The following is a 22,269-nucleotide window of genomic DNA, read 5'->3' on the forward strand; positions in this document are numbered from 1 at the left end:
GCATGCGCCAGATTAAAAAATAAAGCATGGCACAGATGGGGTTTAATCACATTATGAAGCAAGATAACTTGTTAAAGTTTCGCCGTTCGGTTGCGATCTCTTACGTGTTTATGTTTTTTGCTTTATTTACTGTGGTGAGCGGCGCGTTAGCTTATTGGTATGCCCGTAAAGTGATTGTGGTCGATAGCACTGAAGTCTGGTTACAGGCGCAGGCTTTATGGGTTATGCGCAATGTGCTGATTTATACGGTATTGGCAATGTTTGCTGCATTGTGGTTTATTCCATTGGCTTTCTTTCCTTGGGATGCTTTTTTATGGGTTAAAGCCTGCACCGTAGCAGGTGTCGTCTTTGCCGTGATTGCCTTCTTGTTTTTAATCAATGCTTGGATTAAAGGGCTATCCAAATTTTTGAAAAATAAAGCCGTATTCTAAGGACTTTTCGCGTGTATTCAGCAGGCAGCTAAAATTTTTAGCAGTCTTCCCTTGTAAAACTCAGTTTTACCCCAATTTCAAAAATCAGTTCAGTTTTAATTAGAATTCCGTGAGGAGCATCGCCAGACATGGCTAAACGTGATTATTATGAGGTTTTGGGTGTCGCTAAAACCGCTAGTGATGATGAAATAAAAAAAGCCTACCGTAAGTTGGCGATGAAATATCATCCTGACCGCAACCCAGACAACACCGAAGCCGAAGAGAAATTTAAAGAAGCTGCAGAAGCTTATGAAGTTTTATCGGATGCCGAAAAACGCAGCATGTATGATCGTATGGGGCATAATGCCTTTGAAGGTGGTATGGGCGGCGGTGGTGGCTTCGGTGGTTTTAGTGCAGAAGACATCTTTAGTCAGTTCGGTGATATTTTCGGTGGTGCATTCGGTGGCGGTGGGCGTGGTCAGCAACGTGCGCGTCGTGGTTCAGACTTACGCTATGTGATGGAACTCACGCTTGAAGAAGCAGTCAAAGGCGTTAAGAAAACCATCACCTTTACAGCACCTGCGCCATGTGACGCTTGTGATGGTAAAGGCTCAGAAAATCCAAATGATGTTGAAACCTGTCCAACCTGTCATGGTGCGGGTCAAGTACGCATGCAGCAAGGATTCTTCTCGGTACAGCAAACCTGTAGTACCTGTCGTGGTCAGGGCAAAATCATCAAGAATCCATGTAAAAAATGTCATGGTTCGGGGGTGTCAGACCGTCAACAAACTCTTGAAGTGACCATTCCTGCAGGGGTGGACAATGGCGACCGCGTACGCTTAACGGGTAAAGGTGAAGCGATTCGTGATGGTCAATCAGGAGATTTATACGTAGAAGTAGTGGTGCGCGAGCATGAAATCTTCCAGCGTGATGGTGCCGACCTATATATGGATGTACCTGTCAGCATTGCCGATGCTGCTTTAGGTAAGGAAATTGAAATTCCGACTCTAGATGGCCGCGTGAGCCTGAAAGTGCCTGAGGGAACACAGACTGGTAAATTATTCCGTTTGCGTGGTAAAGGGGTAAAACCTGTGCGTAGCAGTATGCAGGGCGATTTGCTCTGCCGTATTGTGGTGGAAACACCTGTGAATTTAACGGCACGTCAGCGTGAACTGTTAAAAGAGTTACAGACGACGATGGAAGGTGAGGGCAGTCAGTCATCACCAAAGAAGAAGTCTTTCTTTGATCGTTTGTTTGATTAAGGAAACTTAGATTAGGTATGTCGAAGCACAACCTGATCTAAACTCAAAAAATAAAGGCGATCTTATGGATCGCCTTTGTTGTATCTGCTGCACGCTTATTCGATTTCAGGCACATCAATCTCTAAAACATCCACCATTTCAGCCGTTGCTGTTTTAACGACAGTTTGTGGTTGAGCGCTTGTAACAACCCCATGTTCTGTTGCAGCTTCTTCTAGTTCAGGTGTATCAACTTCAACAGCAAGCGGTTCTTGTAGTGTCACGCTAATACGGACTTTGGACAGGCTTTCTAGCGTATCCCCTTCTTGAAGTACAGGCTCTGCAAATACGGATGCTGTGCTCATGCCTAACAATAATGCCAATACCATGTTCTTCGAATGCATGTAAATCCCCTTTAATTTGTGCAGTTGTTATCATTCGTGCAGGCTAGTCTGCGCATACAAGTTTGCAAATTTGTGAAATAAAAATAAAAAATGAGCATTTTCAGATAAATTTTTAGCATCGCTTCGTTAAAAGTTTACCTGAGGGGTGTAAAGTGACCATCAGTAGTACAGCTCGGCTTGCTTTCGGATAAAAATAAACCCAGAAACTTGGCAGACAAACTTAGTCTAGGCAGCGAGTTTTGCTATAGTAAGCACAATTTAGAATCTATTTTAGGAATATGCTATGTCAGCAACTCCACGCATTGGTGTATTAGGCGCAGGCGGCCGTATGGGGCGCATCTTAATTCAAGCTGTTCAAGAAGCAGGCTACCAATTGGCTGCCGCAGTAGAGCGTCCAGAAAGCAGTTTATTGGGTGCAGATGCAGGAGAGTTGGCAGGTGTAGGTACACTGGGCGTGAAAGTGGTGGGTAGCCTAGAGCAAGTATTAGCTGACTGCGATGTCGTGATCGACTTTACCGCACCAGCCGCCACTGCACAGCACTTAAAGCTTTGTCGTGAAGCAGGCGTGGCGATTGTGATTGGCACCACAGGCATGAATGATGAACAAAAAGCACTCTTAGAAGAATCGGCTCAACAGACCCCAGTAGTGTATGCTGCCAACTATTCAGTAGGGGTAAACGTATCTATTAAACTGTTGGAATTGGCAGCCAAAGTCTTTGGTGATAGTGTAGATATTGAAGTGATTGAAGCGCATCATCGTCATAAAGTCGATGCACCATCAGGCACGGCATTGATGATGGGCGAGGCGATTGCAGCAACCTTAGGTCGTGATTTAAAACACGACGCTGTTTACTGCCGCGAAGGACATACAGGACCACGTGAACGTAAAAGTATTGGTTTCCAAACCATTCGTGGTGGCGACATTGTGGGTGAACATACTGCGATGTTTATTGCCGATGGCGAGCGTGTGGAAATTACCCACAAAGCCACCAACCGCATGAACTTTGCTGCAGGTGCCGTGCGTGCTGCAGCGTGGGTAGTGGGACGCGAAGCGCGTAAATACGATATGAAAGATGTTCTTGGATTTAACGATATTCAGGTTTAAAAACTGCGCAGGGATCCGAAATAGATAAAAATGACTTGAATAATTGTCAATCTGCCGCTAAAACTAGGGTCTGATGTCATGGATGATGACGCATCAGACCCGATCTAAAACTAGGGTCTGTTGACATTTCATAAATGGCTTGCGCTGTAGGCTAAAACTGAGCAGATCAGGCATGAAACGCAGGGAATAGCGAGACTATTGCCAAGTTTCATAACGCAAACTGAGAAAGTTTTAGCCACAGCCTTTCAGGACAAGCATATTTTTTACTGCTATTGCGTTATGAGTCAGTCATTTAGAATAACTAAATTTCCTGCCTCATGCCTTATATCAGCTAAAAAATATGCGTTGTCGCAAACATAGACGAATTGTCAACAGACCCAAATAAGATGCAAAATAAAATGAAAAAATCTCTGCTGATGCTTGGGTTAAGCACCTGTATTTGTGCGGCCTCTGCACAAAATATTGAACATGCCAAACTGAGCATACATAAAAACAATATTAAAGTCTGGACCTTTCAACAGCAGTCTAGCCCTGTGTTTGTGTATAAGGCTGAAACCACCTTCAATGTACCTTTAGAAAAAGCTGCTGCCTTAATTTTAGATGTTGATCATGCCGTGAAATGGGTGCCTTATGTGGGCAGTGTCAAAGTCTTATCACGAGATGACCAAAAAGGTGAGTTCTTGCTGTATATGGTGCTGGATTTTCCTTTTCCGCTAAAAGATCGTGATTTAGTGGTCAAAGGTAAAATGAGTAAAGATGTGCAAGGTATAGTTAGTATTCAAAATAAAGCTATTGAGGGGGGCTATCCCTTGAACCCAGATTATGTGCGTATTCAGGATTACGAAGGCGACTGGACCTTTCAGAAACTGGGCAATCACAAAGTCAAAGTCAGTACCTATGGCTATGCTAACCCTGAGGGCTCGATTCCTTTAAGTTTTGTGAATATGTTTGTGCAGCAGCAACCATATCAAATGCTGCAAAAAATGAAAATTGAATTAAGCAAAAGCGGTAGTTATAAGGCGTTGCCTGAAATTTTGCGTTAAATAATGGAGTGGCGCTGAATTTTTAATCTTAGAAAAATGGATGAAATCGGTGTCGATCTCATCCACGAAGTATTTCGGTCTAGCGGGTAGACTTAATAAGAAAATAGCCCTTTTTCTAAAGGAAATTCAATGCCAATCGATGCACCACCATCATTACCATGGACATCTGAATCGCTAATCCAGCCATTCAGTTTAAGTGGAATATCTGGGCGTAAATAGTGTGTCCAAGTCAAATCCAAAGCTTTTAACTGATCTTTTTCTGGGAAAGCTTGGTTGGTTGCTCGGTTTGATTCATTCAATTTGGCAAACAACATACGTGCATTCACGCGGTTCATACGATCAAAACGAATATCACCACCGACTGAAATCATTTGTCCATCACCACCCATGGCATGCGCTAAAGGATAGCCATGTTGATAGAAACCATCAGTGTAGACATGGTGGTTATAGGTAATACCTTGTGCTTTACCGTTAGTACGGGTATCTGCCCATTCGGTATAGAGTTGGAACGGCATATTTTGATAGCTTGATGAATAATCGACCCCAGCCAGATACATTTTTTTTGAAGGTAAGCCACCAGCTTCATCTTCACCTGCGTATTGTGCATAGATACCCATTGGCACTTGTAGCAATGGCTGTAGGTTTAAGCGTGCATCAAAACCTGCAACTTGGTTAGATTTATCATCATCACTGTTATTAAAGTTATCGTTGCCTTTGATTGCATTCCAAAGTGTGGATAGACTTTCTGAACGATCACCCCCACCCCACTGCATCATACGTGATGCCCCAAGTTCGAAATAAGGTAGCGGTTGTGCAGTGACACGTAAACCAATCAATTTGGCATCGGGTACATCATCATAATCATGCAATTGACCAGCAAAGGCTTGATATTGCCATGGACCAATCCAAGACAGCCATTTGTTGCTGAAAGCTTGTTGTTCAGCACGCTGCATGGTTACGCCGTAAACTGGGCGGCTAGCATCACCACGAATTAAACTGCCGTCATGTGCAGGCCCCCAGTAGGTTGGAATTTGCCCAGCAATGAGCCATTGATTCCAAAGCTTGGCTGCAATATAGGAACCTTCAACATTGACATCTTGATCGTTATCAATTTGTGGGTCTTTTTCTGCATTGACTCGAATTTTAGCATCCCAGTTTTGATTGCCTGCATTGAGTTCCAAACCTGCTTGATATTGCGTTTTTTGTTGGTCGCCAAAGGCCTGTGGAATATTTTTTTGATCAGTTTCTGCAAAAAGAGAGGCTTTGAGCAGTTGGTTATTGGCATTTAAATGTGCCACTACCGCATCTATTACTTTTTGTTGATTGTTGTTGCTGATTTTGGCTTGAGAAAGTGCACGTTGAATTTCATCACTACTCATAGGCCAAGTTGAAGTACTAATTTGAATCACGCCTTGCTGATTTAGCCAGTTTAAATCGGTACGTAAGTTTTGGTCATTTAAGACAATGCCTTGGGCAAAGGTGAAGGAGGAGCTTAATGCCAGTGTCGCCAACAGCGCTTTGGGTGGAAACATGCTTATATATTCTCAGCGTTTATAAACTGTAAACAAGATAGGTTTTTGAGTGGATTTTTGCAATGTGAATTGTTGAGTATTGTTGTAAATTTCAACAGAAAACTCTTTTGTAAAAAGGGTGAGATGCACAAGTGGAACTTTGTAATGAATGTTCCTCCCTTTTTAAAGGGAGGTTAGGAGGGATTATCAGCGTGTTGACTTAAAATCACATTTTCAATGGTTTGGATGACTGCATCGAGTTCATGCAAAATTTGTAAATTGTTAAGTCTTAACACCGTTAAATTTAACTGTGTTAAAGCCTGATCACGTACTAAATCATACTGTAAGCCTTTTTCGTTCAAATGTTGGCTGCCATCGCATTCAATAATTAAACTTGCCGCAGGACAGTAAAAATCTACAATAAAATTCAGAATAGGCTTTTGCCGATAAAACTGTAAGCCCAAGATTTGTTTTTGACGCAGTCGTAACCAGAGTTTTTGTTCTGCTTCAGTCATATTGTTTCTTAACTGTCGTGCGTTATATTTTAAATTTTTGTTATAGGGTTGCATGGTTTTTATTCTTTGTTTTTAAAAGTGGTTTATTTTTAATTAGCTTTCTTGTGACATACATAGCTCATCTTTTTAGATTTTTTTAATCCCCCTCCATCCCCCTTTTTCAAAGGGGGGAGCTTAGCACGAGCATAAACTTTGTAATGGAGCTCATCCCTGAGCAAGAGTTTAAGCACAGCTTTAAACTCTTGCGTAAGAAAGGAAGCTTAGGAGGGATTTTAACGTTGGTGGCTTTTGCTATATAGCTCATCTTTGACAAAGAGGGAAGCCTAGCAAAAGGGCGGTTGAGTAAATAGTTTAATCCTCATCCTTATTAGCTTTATAGGCATAGGCATAGTTATAACCATAGCCATAACCACCCGCTTCACGTTGAATATCATTCAAAATAAAGCCGTTTACTTTAACACCAGCTTGTTCAAAGCGGTTGACAGTCATTTCAAGCTCTTTCATTTGAGTTTTGCCGTAACGTGCCACAACCAAATTAACACCCGCATATTGTGAAATAATAATCCCATCGGTGACCGCAAGAACTGGCGGGGTATCAATCAGAATATGGTCAAACTGACTCGACAAGTGCGTGAGCATATCTGCAAATTTTTGCGTACTTAACAATTCTGACGGATTAGCAGGGCTTTTGCCGCGACTGATGATGCTTAAATTTTCAACTTCAGTACTGCGTACAATATTGCCTAACTCGTGTTGACCATTTAAATATTCAGCCAAACCAGGTTGCACATCATAGTTAAAATATTTGTGCATATAACCGCGACGTAAATCGGCATCAATCAATAATACGCGCTTATCACTTTGCGCCAAAATAGTCGCTAAGTTAGTTGAAATAAACGATTTACCCAACTCTGGTGCAGGGCCAGAAATCATAATGATATTGTTTTTGGCACTGCTTAAAGCAAAGTGAATAGCAGTACGCATGCTGCGCAGGCTTTCAATGGCAATATCATCACTGTGTTTCACCGCAAGAATAGGAATATTCTTTTTCTTTTTCAGAATATTAATACGGCTTTCTTGCACAGGTGATCGTGGCACAGTGGCATAAACAGGTAAATCAAGTTCATTTTCAATTTTATTGGAGTCTTTAATACCTGAGCGCAACATATTACGCAGTAAGGCTAATAATGTGCCCAAGAAGCCACCTACAAAAATAGCAAGTACTAATATGATGAGCTTTTTAGGTTTAATTGGTTTTACAGGTTCAATTGCAGTATCAATAATGCGTACATTACCAATTTCACCTGCATTGGCAATTTTGAGTTGTTGATAGCTATTCAATAACGCAGTGTATAACTCAGCATTTACTTTAACATCCCGGTGCAGTTGTAAGTACAGTCGCTGGGTTTCAGGTAAACGCTTAATGGATTGAGTCATTTCTGAAGTTTTTTTGTTAATTTCAGAAAGTTGAGCGTTAATTGCTGACATTAATGGGTGGTCAGGCGTATATTTTGAAGAGAGTTCTGCTTGTTGCTGTTGTAGTTGGATTTTTAATTTTTCAAGCTCAACATTCTGCTTTAGCATTAACTCCGCTTCTTGTGTTACATCAATTGTGTTATATTGTTCTCGGAAACGGTTAAATTTAATTTCAGAGTCTTCGAGTTGTTGTTTTAACTCAGGCAGTTGCTTTTCAAGGAAGCTCAATGTTTGAGCCGATTCCAGTGATTTACGTTCAATATTTTGTGCTTGGTAAATATTTAAGATGTGGTTAAGTACTTGTGTGATATGTTCTTTATCTTCACCATTGTAGTTAAGACCAATCACACCAGAGTTTTTACCTCTTTCCGCTACTCCGTAATCTTTTTTAATCCATTTTACGGCTGAAGGCATAGATAATTTAGTGACTGAAAAATCATGCGATATAGGGTTTTTCGCATAAATTTGAATTTTCCATAAACCTTTCTGATCTAGGCTTTGATTGATCGCGTTTAACTTACCTTTAAACACTACATCTTTTTTATAAGACAGGCTAAACTCTTGTCCATTGATAAAGTTTAGTGTGAGTTTTTTATCTAGATAAAAATTAGGCACATCAAAAGATTGAATAACAAATACATTTTTTTTATCTTGCCAAGTCACAACATTATTTTTATAGATCACTTTACTTTGAACTGTGTTGAGCAAACGATACGTCAAGCTACTTTGTTCATCGGTGATACGAATATCTAGCTTTAAGTCTTGTATGGTTTGTCCGAGCACTTTGCGTGAGTTTAAGATTTCAATTTCCGCATCTGCAGCTGACTTTCCACCCAATCCTCCAGGCATTGCGCTTCCTAAATCCCCTAAAAGCGCTGCGGCACCAGCACCTTTAGCGTCCTCAACCTGAATCATAGCATCCGTTGAGTAGACATTTGGCGTTACTTTTAAGTAAAGCAGAGCAAAAACGAGGCTAAGGAGTGTACATAGAGCAATGAGCTTCCATTGAGATAGCAAAGAAAAGAATAATTCTTTTAAGTCAATGGTATCGTCTTGAGGTGTGCTATTCGAATTCATGAAATAAAACTGCTAAAAATTAAAAATGGGATTGCCAGTCAGAAACGTATTTTTGAATGTTGCGACAAGTTTCATCAAAAAAAGCTTGATCATGTTGATAAGGATCGGGCACATTTTGATTTTGCCAATGCCCCAAACGAAAAACCTTTCCTTTGGCAAAAGACCAAGTTTGCTCAAGATGTTTTTTTTGATTATTACTCATGACTAAAATTAAATCGGATTTTTTAATCATTTCGGCAGTAATTTGTCTAGCAATGTGTGGACGCATATCAATATTCAGCTGATCCATACAGTGAATAGCTTTTGCATCTGCCGAATGCCCAGACATTGCAGAGAGACCTGCAGACTCAATATTTAAATTGGGATGATTGTTTTTTAGAAAATATTCAGCCATGGGACTACGACATATATTTCCAATGCATACAACTAAAACATTTTGAATTTGCATGCTATTTACCTAACTGGTCAAATGTGTAAAGTGCACTCGAGAAAGGCACAATTTGATTCATGATACGTTGCCAACGTGTAAGCCCCGTTGCATCGATATATACAATATCATTTTTTTGCATCTGAAATTGATTGGCTAAAGCCAAATTGCCTAAGCTGCTTAAGTTCAAATGATAAATTGTAGAGGTTTTAGTATTTAAATCTGTACGCATCACAAAAATACGTGCAGCACTTGCAGAATAAGGGTTAATACCTTCACTTTCACCCAATACATCACTTAAGGTCATGCCCTGATCACGTAAAGTAAGTGCCTGGCTTTTATTTGATTCACCCATAACATACAGCTTTTGATTTTGTTTTGCATTTACAAAAATTGTGTCATTGGGCTGAATAAGTAAGTTGTGCAAAGACAACCCTTGCTTTTCTAGTTCTACAGCATTTAAGTGATAGGTTTGCCCTTGTCGGATCAGTTGAATATTGGTGTTATCACCTGTTTCAGTATTTACGCCACCTGCTTGTCCCAAAGCTGTATAAACACTGATAGGTTGGTCATTTAATGTGTACTGACCGCTACGCATAACTTGACCATTTACAAAATAGCGGCGTCCTTCGTAAGAAAGAACCCGCACAACAACATCTGGGTGTTTTAAATAGCGCGAAAATTGTGAGCGTAAATATTGGTTGATTTCAGCCAGCGTTTTGCCAGCAACTTTGACTTGTCCAAGCAGAGGTAAATATACATTGCCATTTGGGTCAATTGGATAGCCAGCCGCTTTGATATTACTAATATCTTGGATAGGTGGCGTGATTTCGGGATAAGCCCAAAGCTGAATTGAAAGTACATCACCTGCGGTTAAACGGTAAATGTGTTGCTTATTCTTAAATAAATGATAGATAGAATTTGTGCTCTGAATGTTGTTAAGCAAGTGGCTAGGTAAATTGTCCTGTGTTAGCTGAACGACCGTTAGTTGGGCGCCTTGGTCTGTTTTGTACGCACCTTGTGTAGGTAGGTCATAAGTTTGTAAGCCAGAGGTCACAGCACAGCCAGTGGCGGCAATGCCACATGCCATTAAAACAGCCAGTTGAAAGTGTCGCACGCGAGATTCCATTTTTAATTTATTAAAATATTTAAATCAATTCCCGCCATTTTACCGAACTTGTCAAATAGGTACATAGCAATTTGTAATCATTTTGCAGATTCTGTCAAATTCCTTGCGAAAAAATGATAAAAATCGCAAATAGTGAATTTAATCTAAATTAAAAAGTTGAATAGTCACAAAAACTATACACTGATGCATCTTTCAACTAATTTGAGCACAAATCATAATAGAAATTTAATAAATTTCTGCTAGTATTCTCGCCGAAAGATTCATTCTTCATAAAATACAGATATAAATTTAAAGGCGCTCAAATGCTACAGCTTTCAGACCTAAAAATTGCCATTATTGGTTTAGGCTATGTCGGGTTACCTCTAGCGGTTGAATTCGGTAAGCAGTTGCCTGTGGTGGGTTTTGATATTCAGCAAAAACGCATACAAGAATTACAAAGTGGGCAAGATCATACCTTAGAAGTGTCGTCAGAAGAACTTAAACAAGCGACGCAATTGACTTATTCTGCTCATTTAGATGACCTACGAAGCTGCAATTTTTTTATTGTGACTGTACCAACCCCAATTGATGAGTTTAAACAACCCGATTTAACCCCGCTCATTAAAGCCTCTACCAGTATTGGGAAAGTACTTAAAAAAGGCGATGTAGTGGTGTATGAGTCTACCGTTTACCCCGGTGCTACCGAAGAAGCCTGTATTCCAGTTTTGGAACGAGTGTCTGGATTAAAATTCAATCAGGATTTTTTTGCAGGCTATAGCCCAGAACGGATTAACCCAGGCGATAAGCTACACCGTGTGACCAATATTTTAAAAGTGACTTCGGGTTCTACTCCAGAAGTTGCAGACTTTGTCGATGCAGTCTATAAACTGATTGTGACTGCAGGTACACATAAAGCACCGAGTATAAAAGTGGCTGAAGCCGCCAAGGTCATTGAAAATACCCAACGTGATGTGAACATCGCTTTAATTAATGAATTAGCCGTGATCTTTAATAAGTTGGGTATTGATACTGAAGCGGTTTTACAGGCTGCGGGAACCAAGTGGAATTTTTTACCTTTCCGTCCAGGTTTAGTCGGTGGGCACTGTATTGGGGTAGACCCGTATTATTTAACCCATAAAGCACAGTCTTTAGGATTGCATCCAGAAATTATTTTAGCGGCACGTCGTTTAAATGACCGTATGGGTGAATATGTTGCAACACAATTGATTAAAGAGATGGTGAAGCAGCGTATACAAGTGGTGGGTTCAAAAATTTTAGTGATGGGCTTAAGTTTTAAAGAAAACTGTCCAGATATTCGCAATACTAAAATTGTAGATATGGTCAAAGCTTTAAAAGAATATGATTTAGATTTAGATATTTATGACCCGTGGGTAGATCCGTTAGACGCTGCAAAGGAATATGGTATAGACCCTGTTTCTAGTTTGGCGAACGCTAAATATGATGCCATTGTTTTAGCAGTTGCGCATGATCAGTTTAAACAGATGTCTATAGATGAATTTAAAGCAGTGGCAAAAGAAAAATATGTTTTATATGATTTAAAATATATTTTAAATCATACAGATGTAGATATTCGCTTATAATAAAAGGAAACTATGAAAATTTTAGTTACTGGCGGTGCGGGATTTATTGGTTCTGCTGTCATCCGCCATATTATTCAAAATACCAACAACCAAGTTCTAAATATCGATAAACTGACTTATGCGGGCAATTTAGAATCGTTAAAAGAAATTGATCAACACTCGAACTATGAGTTCAAACAAATTGATATTTGTGATACAGAACAAATTACAGCTGTAATAGATGCATTTCAGCCTCATGCAATTATGCATTTAGCTGCAGAGTCGCATGTAGATCGCTCAATTGATGGTCCTGCAGCATTTATTCAAACTAATATTGTGGGAACTTATACTTTATTAGAAGCTGCTCGAAAGTATTGGATGGGGCTTGACGCTGAAGCGCAACAAAACTTTCGTTTTCATCATATTTCAACTGATGAAGTTTATGGTGACTTAGAAGGCACGACAGATTTATTTACTGAAACGACTTCATATGCGCCAAGCTCTCCCTATTCTGCCTCTAAAGCCAGTTCAGACCATTTAGTCCGTGCTTGGCACAGAACTTATGGTTTGCCTGTAATTGTGACCAATTGCTCGAATAATTATGGTCCTTATCATTTTCCTGAAAAGTTAATTCCCTTGGTGATTCTAAATGCACTAGATGCTAAACCTTTACCTGTATATGGTAATGGTCAGCAAATTCGGGATTGGTTATTTGTAGAAGATCATGCACGTGCTTTATATAAAGTGGTGACCGAAGGTGTAGTGGGTGAAACCTATAATATCGGTGGTCATAATGAAAAGCAGAATATTGAAGTGGTTAAAACCATTTGTAAAATTTTGGATGAGTTAAAACCACAAGCCAACGGTCAAACTTATGAATCACTGATTACGTTTGTAAAAGACCGCCCTGGGCATGACTTACGCTATGCAATTGATGCCACAAAAATTCAAAATGAATTAGGTTGGACACCTACGGAAACATTTGAAACTGGAATCCGTAAAACGGTAGAGTGGTATTTGAATAACTTAGACTGGTGTCATCGAGTGCAAGATGGCAGTTACCAACGCGAAAGATTAGGTGTAAATTCATAATGTCAAATACAACAAAAGGTATTATTTTAGCTGGCGGTTCAGGTACACGTTTATATCCGATTACCAAAGGGGTATCTAAGCAATTATTGCCTATTTATGACAAACCAATGGTGTATTACCCACTTTCAGTGCTGATGCTTGCAGGTATTCGTGACGTACTCATTATTAGTACTCCTGAAGATATTGATGGATTTAAGCGTTTATTGGGTGATGGTGCTCAATTTGGTATTCAGCTTGAATATGCAGTCCAACCTAGTCCAGACGGTTTAGCACAAGCATTTATAATTGGTGAAAGCTTTATTGGAAACAGTAATGTTTGTTTAGTGCTTGGCGACAATATTTTTTACGGTCAAGGTTTTACCCCAATGCTCCGTCAAGCCGTCGCACGTCAAAAAGGTGCAACGGTATTTGGCTACCAAGTGAAAGACCCTGAGCGTTTTGGCGTGGTTGAATTTGATGAGCAGAAACGTGCAATTTCTCTAGAAGAAAAACCTAAACAACCTAAATCTCACTTTGCAGTCACAGGTCTATATTTTTATGACAATGATGTAATTGAAATTGCGAAACAAGTGAAGCCATCTGAGCGTGGAGAATTAGAAATTACCACAGTTAATCAGATGTATTTAGAGCGTGGTGATCTAAATGTGGAATTGCTGGGACGTGGTTTTGCATGGTTGGACACAGGTACACATGCGAGCTTACTTGAGGCAGCGCAGTTTGTAGAGACTATTGAAAAACGTCAGGGCTATAAAGTTGCGTGTTTAGAAGAAATTGCCCTGAATAATGGCTGGCTGAGTAAAGAACAAGTTTTAGAAATTGGTCAGAGCATGAGTAAAAATGATTATGGTCAATATCTAATTTCATTGGTGAATGAATTAATATGAGTTTAATAAAACTAATTGATTTGCCGAGTTTGGGAGATCAGCGAGGGGGATTGGTTGCAATAGAGTCTAATCAATCTATTCCTTTTGAGATTAAGCGTTTGTATTATATTTTTAATACAACAAATCAGTCTCGTGGCTTTCATGCACACATCGATTTAAAGCAAGTTGCGGTATGTGTCAAAGGGAGTTGTTGTTTTATTTTGGACAATGGTCATGCTAGGGAAGAGGTGACTCTTAACTCACCAACACAAGGCTTGTATATTGAAGCTTTGACTTGGCGAGAAATGCATGACTTTTCGGATGATTGTGTTTTATTGGTATTGGCAAGTGAACATTATGATGAAAGCGACTATATTCGTGATTATCAAGATTTTCTGAATAAGGTGATTAAATGAAAATACATCCTACAGCAATAATCTCACCTAAAGCAAAACTTGGTAATAATGTAGAGATCGGCCCCTCCACTATTGTTTATGACAACGTTGTTATAGGTGATAATTCAATTATTGGCGCATTTTGTGAAATTGGTGTTGCTAATCATTTATCAAAAGGTGAGCCTCTTGTAATTGGTGCAAACGCTAACATTCGATCTCATAGTATTTTTTATGAAGGCTCGTACTTTGGTGAGGGTTTGACTACAGGGCATCGAGTCACTGTGAGAGAGTTAGTTAAAGCTGGAAAAAACTTGCAAATAGGAACACTATCAGATTTGCAAGGGCATTGTGAAATTGGAGACTATGTTCGTTTTCATAGTAATGTACATATTGGGCAGAAAAGCAAAATTGGAAATTTTGTTTGGATTTTTCCATATGTAGTTCTTACAAACGACCCACATCCGCCTAGTGACACGCTAATAGGTGTAACTGTTGAGGATTTTGCTGTAATCGCAACTATGTCTGTAATTTTACCTGGTACAACTGTTGCTGAAGGCGTTTTAGTTGGTGCTCACTCTTCACTAAAAGGTGAAACAGAGGCAAATATGGTTTATGTAGGGTCGCCAGCAAAAAAAATATGTACAACTTCTAAAATAAAACTACAAGACAGTAAAGAGAATGCATATCCATGGCGAAAACATTTTCATCGCGGCTATCCTATTGAAATTGTTAAAGAGTGGGTTGCTGAATAATGCAAATAAAAAAATCATTTACAATTACAGAAATTCAAATTGGTATGACTGCATCATATTCACAAACTATAACAGATGCAGATATCAAGGGGTTTTCTGGGCTATCAGGTGATCATAATCCTGTACATGTCAATGAGGAGTATGCGAAAAGTTCAAGGTATAAAGGTCGCATAGCACATGGTTTACTAACGGCAAGTTTTTTTTCTGCGATTTTTGGAACAAAACTTCCTGGCGAAGGTTGTGTTTATGTTAGTCAGAATTTGCAATTTAAAAGGCCTGTTTATTTAGGAGATACAGTGGAGGCAAAAGTAACCGTTATAGCTGTGAATATCTCTACGAAACGAGTAACTTTCGAAACAGTATGCTCAGTAAGTGGAAAAGTTGTAACGATAGGTACAGCAGAAATATTTATTCCTTAGGTGTTTTTTTATGATCCCCTTCTTAGATCTCCAAGCTATAAATGCTCAATATCGTGCTGAACTTGTAGAGGCTTGTAATCGTGTTATTGATTCAGGTTGGTATATTGGTGGTAAAGAGCTAGAAAGTTTTGAAAGTAACTTTGCTGAATATTGTGGTACACAATTTGCAATTGGTGTTGCAAACGGCTTAGATGCATTGATTCTGACACTACGTGCATGGAAAGAGTTAGGCAAACTTAAAGATGGAGATGAAGTAATTGTTCCATCGAATACGTATATTGCTAGCATTCTTGCCATTACAGCAAATAACTTGACGCCAGTTTTAGTTGAGCCAAACATTTCTACCTACAATATTGATCTTATAAAAATAAAAGAAGCACTAACGGCTAAAACCAAAGTGATTTTACCTGTCCATTTATATGGTCAATTGGCTGCAATGCCAGAAATTATGCAAATTGCCAAACAACACAATTTATTGGTTTTAGAAGACTCCGCACAAAGTCACGGGGCACAAATACAAGGTAAAAAAGCAGGAAACTGGGGCGATGCTTCAGGTTTTAGTTTTTATCCTGGAAAAAATTTAGGTGCATTGGGTGATGCAGGTGCAGTTACAACGAATGATGCAGAATTAGCGACCATGTTAAAAGCATTGCGTAACTATGGTTCGCATGAAAAGTATAAAAATTTAGTTCCGGGTGTGAATAGTCGATTAGACGAAATTCAGGCAGCGTTGCTAAATGTTAAACTCAAATACTTGGATCAGGAAACTCAGCATAGACGTTTTATTGCGAATTTATATTTAGATGGAATCAAAAATCCTCTAATTCAACTCCCATTGAAGGAAGTTAATGCAGAAACTTATGAGCAGCATGTTTGGCATTTATTTGTAATTCGTACAGAGCATCGTGAAGCTTTACACCAGTATCTATTAAATCATGGTGTTCAAACATTAATCCATTATCCGATTCCACCACATAAACAACAAGCATATAAAGAATGGAATAATTTAACTTATCCAATTTCTGAACAGATACATGATGAAGTACTAAGTTTACCTATGGGGCCGACACTGTCTGCAGTAGATGCAGAAAGAATTATCGCTTTATGTAATCAATTTCAAGCTTAAAAGTAATGAATCTGCTAAAGACGAGCGCATTAAACGGGGTGGCTGTTTTAATCAAAACAGCCACGATGTTTTTATTGAATAAAATACTCGCAGTATATGTCGGACCTGCTGGTTATGCTGCTATTGGTCAATTCCAAAACTTTATTCAAATGATCACGACTTTTGCTGGGAGTGCGGTGAATACAGCAGTGGTCAAGTACACAGCTGAATATTATGCTGATGAAAAAAAACAAAGAACAGTGTGGCAAACAGCTGGAAGTATTGTTTCAATCTTTAGTTTTATTTTTACTTTTTTGGTCTTAATCTTTCATCAGGAATTATCATTTTGGATATTTAAAACAGGAGAGTATGGTTCTATCTTAATTTGGTTTGCAGTATTTCTTATTTTCTTCAATTTAAATGCACTTTTGCTAGCCATCTTAAATGGTAAAAAAGAAATATTGAAACTTGTTTTTGCAAATATTGCAGGCAGTTTATTTTCTCTAATCGTGACGGGATTACTTGCAGTCAAGTTGGGCTTGTATGGCGCACTAGTTGCATTATGTATTTATCAATCCTTAAACTTTATTGTCACTTTGTATTTAAGCTATAGGTCAGAGTGGTTTAATTTTTCATATATTTTTGGAAAAGTTGATCCAGATATTGCAAGAAAGTTTTTGGCATTTGCTGCTATGGCCTTGGTGAGTGCCATTTGTGTACCCTTATCTCAAATGGTGATACGTAGTTATTTGGTTCATGAATACAATGCTACATATGCGGGTTACTGGGAAGCGATGATTCGCTTAAGTGCTGCATATTTGATGTTGGTGACGACCACCTTAAGTGTATATTATTTACCAAGGTTATCTGAGCTTTCAAATATCAAAAAAATAAAAAATGAAGTTTATTTAGGTTATAAATTTATTTTCCCTATAGCTGCACTTGGCGGTACTGTAGTATATCTGCTAAAGGATTGGATTATCCCGCTGCTTTTTAGTGCTGCATTTTTGCCAATGCGAGAGCTATTTTTATGGCAGATGATTGGTGATTCACTTAAGATTGGTAGTTGGATTTTAGCTTACCTGATGCTGGGTAAAGCAATGACAAAGTTATTTATAAGCACTGAAATTATTTTTGCGTGTAGTTCTATTGTTTTAACTTATTTATGTACACAATTTTTTGGATTTAAAGGTGTTTCCATTGCACATTTGGTCAATTATGCCTTGTACTGGAGCGTAATGGGTTATTTTGTGTTTGCGGTATTAAAAGATCGAGAGAGTAGAGTTGAAAGAGAATAATCAATCTTTAGTGTCAGTGGTTATCCCTTGTTATAACCATGAAAAATTTGTTCAAGATTGCATTAAAAGTATTGTTGATCAAACGTATCAAAATATTGAGCTAATTATTATCGATGATGGTTCAAAGGATAGCTCGGTAGAAAAAATACAAGGAATGATCCCAGCTTGCCAAGAAAGGTTTGTTCGGTTTGAATTTCGATATAGACCTAATAAAGGTTTAACTCATACTTTAAATGAATCTTTAGATTGGGTTAAGGGGGAGTATTTGATATTAATAGCCTCTGATGACTATATGACTAGTGATAGAGTTAAGCTACAAGTTGAAATATTACATAATCATCCAGAATATTATGCATGTTCAGGTAGTCAATTAAAAATTGATGAAAATGGATGTAAACTTGAAGATAAATTTCAGAATAACTTAATCAAAAAAAATATAGTTAAAGATAGAAAAAATATTTTTAAATCTAGTAATAATATTTATTCTCCAACAACTATGTTTAGGACATCAGTTATAAAGGATCTAGGTGGTTATAATCCAAATATCTTAATTGAGGATTTATATATATTTTATAAAGCTGCATTAAATGATTTTAAGCACCTGCAAGTCACAAATGTTTTTACTTACTATAGAGTTCACGGTTCAAATAATCATAAAAGATATATTTGGATGCATGAAAATAAAATGAAAATTTTAGAAGAATTTAAGTTTTTTGATGAGTATGATGATATAAAGAAATTGTTTGTATCTGAAGGTTTTTATTCTATCTCTAGATATTCTAGTAATAAATATGCATACAATATATTTAAACAATATAAAAAATTTATATTTTTTAAATATTTAATTGTAGGTTTTTTTTATTTCTTGAAAAGAGGTGGTGTGAATGAATCCTTATGATTTAATATTGTATATATATGAAAATTATTTTCTTTATATTTTAATATCAATACTATTCTTTTTTTTATTATATTTTCTGTTTAAAAGTCAAATATTGAGTTTTTATGATCCTATAATCTTTTTCATATGTTTTACTTTTGGTACTTCTTATGCTGTGGTTGTATTGTTATTTATTGGTGGAATAATTGCAACTAAATATTTTGTTTTAATTTTTTCTTCCTTTATTTTTTTATTGCTAGGGTCTTATTTAGGTTTTTATTCAAAAAAAATAAATTTCGGTATGAGGAGATTGGATTTATATTTAAATGAAATTTCAATAAAAATTTTATTAAACTTTCTTATTATTTTTTATTTTTTATTGTTGCTGTATTATATATATAATGTAAATTTCACTTTGTTTTTTATTTCTAGGTTTGAGGCTAATAAGGGGTTTGGTCATTTAGTAAGGATAATGGAGGTAATAAGATGTTTTGTGATAGCATCTTTAACAATTTTTTTATTTAAAGGTGGTAATAAAATATTAAAATCTATCACGCTTTTAATTTTTATTTTGGTGTCATCTTTAGTAACTGGTGCAAAGTTTGCAATTTTAGAGTCAATTTATTTAGCAATAATCACTTATATGTTGTTCTATGGTAAGTTTATTAAATTACAATTGAAAAGTATTTTAAGTGGATTAGTTATTTTACTACTTGTAGTTTTTTCATCTTTGTTTTTTTCTAATAGGCTAGCAGAAAGTATGGATTACTCTTCACAGTATACCAAATATAATCCTGCTGTAGAGATGTTGTTGTCGAGGGTAATTGCAAATGGTGATATGTATTACTTAGGATTGTCTAATCTAGTTTTAGATAAGGTTGTTGATAAAGACTCTAGTTTTATAGAGCTTATAGCTAGACCCTATTTGGGAAGCGGAGTAACTGATAACATTTTTAATAATAATGGCCGTGAAACAATAACAATAGGTAGAGCTATATGGGAATATTGGTATCCAAATAGCTTGAGTGGTGGTAGCACCGATCATTTTGATCTAGCTGCGTATAGTTATTTTGGTTATATAGGAGGAAGTTTTTTTGTTTTTTATTTAGGATTTATCTTAGGTAGAATTAATAAAATGAAAATAAATTTATATAATACTAATAAGCAAAACTTTACTTCAATTGTTTTTTTTGCTTTGATATATAGTAAAATTTATCAATTGTTACTTTCTCCTGTGGTTGGAGTAGTCGCATTAATAGATATTTTTTTAATTTTCTTAATTTTAATAGTTTTTTCAAAATTATTCAGACATGAGGCATAGAATTTTGAAAATTTTTGATGTGTGTTGGACTATGTTTAAATCAAATACTACTTTTGATTTTATAAAATATGTATACAAAGTTGAAGGCGTTTATAGTTTTAAGCTGATTTTTTTAAATTCCTTAATTGGTAGATTTTTAATTTTATTACTCGGGAAATTGTTTGGTCGAGATATCTATAGAGAGTTATTTGTAAATTTATTAAAGGGTTTTAATAAAGAAAGTTTAGAAAAATTATCTGAAAGATTTTATAATGAATTTTTAATTGAGAAGAAAATAGATTATACCTTTAATTTAATAAATAGTATGCCTTTAGATTCTATAATACTTTGTTCTGCTAGCTTAGATATTGTAGTTGAACATATTGCAAAAATGTTAAATGCTGATTTTTTTGCTTCTAAATTAGAGTTTAAAAATGGAATTTGTACTGGGAGGATTAGTAATGACTTATTAGGGGTAAAAAATAAAATTTTTGAATATGAAAACATAGATCTAGTTGTGACAGATAACCTCTCCGATTTAGAACTGGTAAAAAAATCTTCAAAATCAATTATATTATCTACCCCAAAGAATATTGGATTTTGGGAAAGAAATGGTTTAACAGTTGATTATATTTTAGAGGATTAATTCTAAATGATGTTTTTGTATTTACCTTTTGTTTATACCTTTCATACACGACTATTATCATTAAGTTCTAAAATTTCGTGGTTTACAACCTATGTGATTCCTGTACTTATAGCTTGTTTTTATTTTAATTTAGATTATGGTTTTTCTTTTTTATTAATTTTTTCAATATATGCTGCATATGAAATTGGATATATTGTTAATGATTGCGAGTTGATAAAGAAGGAAGAAAACCCTACAATTAGATTAAATTCTAAAGAACTAAAATATTATGAATCTAAGAAAACTCTTGTTTTTTTTACAAGATTTTTAATTTTATTATTATCAATTTTTCTTGTATATGTATTTTATGTGAATTTATTTTTTCCATTGCTAATATCAGTTTTTTTAATTTTAATTACATATACTATTTACAATAATATTCGAAACAATTTTAATCTTCCATTGTACTCACTACTTGTTTATTTTCGCTATTTTATTATCTTTATTTTGATTGAGAAAAGTCTAATTTTAGCATTTTTTTTATATTTAATTTATCCTTTCTGTGTGACTTTAGAATTTTCTACAAAAAAACGTTTTAAAACTAGCTATTTTATGAAATTTAAAAATTTTGATAGATTCCGATCATTTTATTACTTTTTATTATTAATTTTAGCTGTGTTTTTATACTTTTTTTCAAATTTGGTATATGTGGATTTATTTATATATTTATCTTTTTACTTTTTTATTTATCGACTATTATCATATGTTTTTTTATCTAAGTTAATTCGAAGTGAAGAGTAATGAGCGCCTTAGGTTTTTCTGTTTTATTATCTTTATATCATAAAGAAAATTTTCTAGCTTTGGATCAATGCTTTCAAAGTATTTGGAAAGATCAGACCATTCAACCAGATGAAATTATTTTGGTTTTAGATGGACCGATTGGTGAGGAACTAAGTCAATGTGTCCAAAAATGGCAACGAATCATTGGTAAGTCTTTAAGGGTGATTCCATTAAGCCAAAATGTTGGGCTGGGAAAAGCATTAAATAAAGGATTAGAACACTGCTCAAATGAGTGGGTTCTCCGCATGGATACAGATGATATCTGTAAAGCGGATCGTTTCGAAAAACAAATCCAATTTATTAAAGAAAATCCTGACATCGTACTTTTTGGTGGTCAAATACTTGAGTTTGATCAGACGCCAAATGATTCAACAGTAATTAAAAGTGTACCCTCTACGCATGTAGACATAAAAAAATTTGCCCAGAAAAGATGTCCTTTTAACCATATGACTGTGGCGTATAAAAAAAGCATTATTTTGGCTTTGGGAGGATATCGGCACCATTTATTTATGGAAGACTACAATCTTTGGCTTCGAGTGATTGGTGCAGGATATACCGTAGCAAATTTACCTGATGTGATTTTATATGCACGTGTAGGAAACGGTATGCATAAACGTCGTAAAGGCTTCAAATATATTAAAAGTGAAAAACAGTTACTAGACTTAAAAAAACAGCTAAAAATTCAATCACCTTTTTATGCTAATATATACTTTATTGTACGATCTGCTTTTAGACTAATGCCAGCAAACCTGCTAGGTAAACTTTATAATACGTTTTTACGTAAGAAAGTTCAAAAATAGAGTAAGTTA

Annotated in this window: 22 protein-coding genes; 16 read left to right on the forward strand and 6 right to left on the reverse strand. The window is 36.4% G+C overall.

From position 1 onward, the window contains the following. Nucleotides 1–53 precede the first annotated feature (53 nt). Nucleotides 54–431: a hypothetical protein gene (locus BJN41_RS09855; RefSeq protein WP_070154959.1), complete on the forward strand. Its 378-nt coding sequence runs from the start codon at nt 54–56 to the stop codon at nt 429–431. 128 nt (nt 432–559) lie between these two features. Next, a complete protein-coding gene (dnaJ, locus tag BJN41_RS09860) occupies nt 560–1,672 on the forward strand; it encodes a molecular chaperone DnaJ (RefSeq protein ID WP_019837347.1) in 1,113 nt (370 codons plus the stop codon). Nucleotides 1,673–1,767: 95 nt separating this feature from the next. Here dnaJ and BJN41_RS09865 read toward each other — a convergent pair whose 3' ends face one another. Beyond that, nucleotides 1,768–2,052 carry a hypothetical protein gene (locus tag BJN41_RS09865; protein ID WP_019837348.1) on the reverse strand — a complete coding sequence of 95 codons (285 nt, stop codon included), beginning with the start codon at nt 2,050–2,052 and terminating at the stop codon, nt 1,768–1,770. A gap of 283 nt (nt 2,053–2,335) precedes the next feature. Between BJN41_RS09865 and dapB the strand changes: the two genes are divergently transcribed. Next, on the forward strand, nt 2,336–3,157 hold the full coding sequence (dapB, locus tag BJN41_RS09870; RefSeq protein ID WP_070154911.1) for a 4-hydroxy-tetrahydrodipicolinate reductase: 822 nt from the start codon (nt 2,336–2,338) through the stop codon (nt 3,155–3,157). A 398-nt stretch (nt 3,158–3,555) separates the two neighbouring features. Beyond that, the gene (locus BJN41_RS09875; RefSeq protein ID WP_070154912.1) at nt 3,556–4,200 is read left to right on the forward strand and encodes an START domain-containing protein; all 645 of its coding nucleotides are present in this window, start codon (nt 3,556–3,558) and stop codon (nt 4,198–4,200) included. A gap of 92 nt (nt 4,201–4,292) precedes the next feature. Here BJN41_RS09875 and BJN41_RS09880 read toward each other — a convergent pair whose 3' ends face one another. From BJN41_RS09880 to BJN41_RS09900, 5 genes are all read right to left on the reverse strand, one after another. Beyond that, complete coding sequence (locus tag BJN41_RS09880) at nt 4,293–5,732, reverse strand: capsule assembly Wzi family protein (protein ID WP_070154914.1); 1,440 nt, start codon at nt 5,730–5,732, stop codon at nt 4,293–4,295. A gap of 173 nt (nt 5,733–5,905) precedes the next feature. Then, nucleotides 5,906–6,280: an endonuclease domain-containing protein gene (locus BJN41_RS09885; protein ID WP_070154916.1), complete on the reverse strand. Its 375-nt coding sequence runs from the start codon at nt 6,278–6,280 to the stop codon at nt 5,906–5,908. 297 nt (nt 6,281–6,577) lie between these two features. Further along, nucleotides 6,578–8,779, reverse strand: coding sequence for a polysaccharide biosynthesis tyrosine autokinase (locus BJN41_RS09890; protein ID WP_070154917.1), 2,202 nt, complete (start codon nt 8,777–8,779; stop codon nt 6,578–6,580). Between the two features lie 19 nt (nt 8,780–8,798). After that, nucleotides 8,799–9,227, reverse strand: coding sequence for a low molecular weight protein-tyrosine-phosphatase (locus tag BJN41_RS09895; protein ID WP_004680161.1), 429 nt, complete (start codon nt 9,225–9,227; stop codon nt 8,799–8,801). A gap of 1 nt (nt 9,228) precedes the next feature. Next, nucleotides 9,229–10,296, reverse strand: a complete 1,068-nt coding sequence (locus BJN41_RS09900) for a polysaccharide biosynthesis/export family protein (protein WP_413772610.1) — start codon at nt 10,294–10,296, stop codon at nt 9,229–9,231. A 341-nt stretch (nt 10,297–10,637) separates the two neighbouring features. On the opposite strand from BJN41_RS09900, the gene tviB reads away from it, so the two are divergent. The 12 genes from tviB (at nt 10,638) to BJN41_RS09965 (ending at nt 22,260) form a co-directional block, all read left to right on the forward strand. After that, nucleotides 10,638–11,915, forward strand: coding sequence for a Vi polysaccharide biosynthesis UDP-N-acetylglucosamine C-6 dehydrogenase TviB (gene tviB, locus BJN41_RS09905; RefSeq protein ID WP_070154921.1), 1,278 nt, complete (start codon nt 10,638–10,640; stop codon nt 11,913–11,915). A gap of 12 nt (nt 11,916–11,927) precedes the next feature. After that, nucleotides 11,928–12,986 carry a dTDP-glucose 4,6-dehydratase gene (gene rfbB, locus BJN41_RS09910; protein ID WP_070154923.1) on the forward strand — a complete coding sequence of 353 codons (1,059 nt, stop codon included), beginning with the start codon at nt 11,928–11,930 and terminating at the stop codon, nt 12,984–12,986. Next, on the forward strand, nt 12,986–13,870 hold the full coding sequence (rfbA, locus tag BJN41_RS09915; protein ID WP_070154925.1) for a glucose-1-phosphate thymidylyltransferase RfbA: 885 nt from the start codon (nt 12,986–12,988) through the stop codon (nt 13,868–13,870). Before rfbB ends, rfbA begins: the two co-directional genes overlap by 1 nt. Then, nucleotides 13,867–14,265 (forward strand): sugar 3,4-ketoisomerase, encoded by a 399-nt coding sequence (locus tag BJN41_RS09920; protein ID WP_070154927.1) that lies wholly within the window; start codon nt 13,867–13,869, stop codon nt 14,263–14,265. The genes rfbA and BJN41_RS09920 overlap by 4 nt, the downstream gene beginning before the upstream one ends. Further along, complete coding sequence (locus tag BJN41_RS09925; protein WP_070154929.1) at nt 14,262–14,996, forward strand: N-acetyltransferase; 735 nt, start codon at nt 14,262–14,264, stop codon at nt 14,994–14,996. The genes BJN41_RS09920 and BJN41_RS09925 overlap by 4 nt, the downstream gene beginning before the upstream one ends. After that, a complete protein-coding gene (locus BJN41_RS09930) occupies nt 14,996–15,415 on the forward strand; it encodes a MaoC family dehydratase (RefSeq protein WP_070154931.1) in 420 nt (139 codons plus the stop codon). Before BJN41_RS09925 ends, BJN41_RS09930 begins: the two co-directional genes overlap by 1 nt. Nucleotides 15,416–15,425: 10 nt before the next feature. Beyond that, on the forward strand, nt 15,426–16,541 hold the full coding sequence (locus tag BJN41_RS09935; RefSeq protein ID WP_070154933.1) for a DegT/DnrJ/EryC1/StrS family aminotransferase: 1,116 nt from the start codon (nt 15,426–15,428) through the stop codon (nt 16,539–16,541). Between the two features lie 5 nt (nt 16,542–16,546). Continuing rightward, complete coding sequence (locus tag BJN41_RS09940; protein ID WP_070154935.1) at nt 16,547–17,818, forward strand: O-antigen translocase; 1,272 nt, start codon at nt 16,547–16,549, stop codon at nt 17,816–17,818. Continuing rightward, nucleotides 17,805–18,716: a glycosyltransferase family 2 protein gene (locus BJN41_RS09945; protein WP_070154938.1), complete on the forward strand. Its 912-nt coding sequence runs from the start codon at nt 17,805–17,807 to the stop codon at nt 18,714–18,716. Before BJN41_RS09940 ends, BJN41_RS09945 begins: the two co-directional genes overlap by 14 nt. After that, nucleotides 18,703–20,016 (forward strand): O-antigen polymerase, encoded by a 1,314-nt coding sequence (locus BJN41_RS09950; RefSeq protein ID WP_070154940.1) that lies wholly within the window; start codon nt 18,703–18,705, stop codon nt 20,014–20,016. Before BJN41_RS09945 ends, BJN41_RS09950 begins: the two co-directional genes overlap by 14 nt. A gap of 4 nt (nt 20,017–20,020) precedes the next feature. Further along, nucleotides 20,021–20,641, forward strand: coding sequence for a haloacid dehalogenase-like hydrolase (locus BJN41_RS09955; RefSeq protein ID WP_141730393.1), 621 nt, complete (start codon nt 20,021–20,023; stop codon nt 20,639–20,641). Nucleotides 20,642–21,420: 779 nt separating this feature from the next. After that, entirely contained in the window at nt 21,421–22,260 is an 840-nt protein-coding gene (locus BJN41_RS09965; protein ID WP_070154944.1) for a glycosyltransferase, read from the forward strand. Nucleotides 22,261–22,269: the final 9 nt, after the last annotated feature.

Source organism: Acinetobacter towneri (genome assembly GCF_001758345.1).
GTDB classification, from domain to species: Bacteria; Pseudomonadota; Gammaproteobacteria; order Pseudomonadales; family Moraxellaceae; genus Acinetobacter; species Acinetobacter towneri_A.

What these genes read in the sequence shown, in the direction of transcription:
- BJN41_RS09855 (WP_070154959.1), top strand. Translation starts at nt 54, where the DNA reads ATGAAGCAAGATAACTTGTTAAAGTTTCGCCGTTCGGTTGCGATCTCT.
- dnaJ (WP_019837347.1), top strand. Translation starts at nt 560, where the DNA reads ATGGCTAAACGTGATTATTATGAGGTTTTGGGTGTCGCTAAAACCGCT.
- BJN41_RS09865 (WP_019837348.1), bottom strand. Translation starts at nt 2,052, where the DNA reads ATGCATTCGAAGAACATGGTATTGGCATTATTGTTAGGCATGAGCACA.
- dapB (WP_070154911.1), top strand. Translation starts at nt 2,336, where the DNA reads ATGTCAGCAACTCCACGCATTGGTGTATTAGGCGCAGGCGGCCGTATG.
- BJN41_RS09875 (WP_070154912.1), top strand. Translation starts at nt 3,556, where the DNA reads ATGAAAAAATCTCTGCTGATGCTTGGGTTAAGCACCTGTATTTGTGCG.
- BJN41_RS09880 (WP_070154914.1), bottom strand. Translation starts at nt 5,732, where the DNA reads ATGTTTCCACCCAAAGCGCTGTTGGCGACACTGGCATTAAGCTCCTCC.
- BJN41_RS09885 (WP_070154916.1), bottom strand. Translation starts at nt 6,280, where the DNA reads ATGCAACCCTATAACAAAAATTTAAAATATAACGCACGACAGTTAAGA.
- BJN41_RS09890 (WP_070154917.1), bottom strand. Translation starts at nt 8,779, where the DNA reads ATGAATTCGAATAGCACACCTCAAGACGATACCATTGACTTAAAAGAA.
- BJN41_RS09895 (WP_004680161.1), bottom strand. Translation starts at nt 9,227, where the DNA reads ATGCAAATTCAAAATGTTTTAGTTGTATGCATTGGAAATATATGTCGT.
- BJN41_RS09900 (WP_413772610.1), bottom strand. Translation starts at nt 10,296, where the DNA reads ATGGCATGTGGCATTGCCGCCACTGGCTGTGCTGTGACCTCTGGCTTA.
- tviB (WP_070154921.1), top strand. Translation starts at nt 10,638, where the DNA reads ATGCTACAGCTTTCAGACCTAAAAATTGCCATTATTGGTTTAGGCTAT.
- rfbB (WP_070154923.1), top strand. Translation starts at nt 11,928, where the DNA reads ATGAAAATTTTAGTTACTGGCGGTGCGGGATTTATTGGTTCTGCTGTC.
- rfbA (WP_070154925.1), top strand. Translation starts at nt 12,986, where the DNA reads ATGTCAAATACAACAAAAGGTATTATTTTAGCTGGCGGTTCAGGTACA.
- BJN41_RS09920 (WP_070154927.1), top strand. Translation starts at nt 13,867, where the DNA reads ATGAGTTTAATAAAACTAATTGATTTGCCGAGTTTGGGAGATCAGCGA.
- BJN41_RS09925 (WP_070154929.1), top strand. Translation starts at nt 14,262, where the DNA reads ATGAAAATACATCCTACAGCAATAATCTCACCTAAAGCAAAACTTGGT.
- BJN41_RS09930 (WP_070154931.1), top strand. Translation starts at nt 14,996, where the DNA reads ATGCAAATAAAAAAATCATTTACAATTACAGAAATTCAAATTGGTATG.
- BJN41_RS09935 (WP_070154933.1), top strand. Translation starts at nt 15,426, where the DNA reads ATGATCCCCTTCTTAGATCTCCAAGCTATAAATGCTCAATATCGTGCT.
- BJN41_RS09940 (WP_070154935.1), top strand. Translation starts at nt 16,547, where the DNA reads ATGAATCTGCTAAAGACGAGCGCATTAAACGGGGTGGCTGTTTTAATC.
- BJN41_RS09950 (WP_070154940.1), top strand. Translation starts at nt 18,703, where the DNA reads ATGAATCCTTATGATTTAATATTGTATATATATGAAAATTATTTTCTT.
- BJN41_RS09965 (WP_070154944.1), top strand. Translation starts at nt 21,421, where the DNA reads ATGAGCGCCTTAGGTTTTTCTGTTTTATTATCTTTATATCATAAAGAA.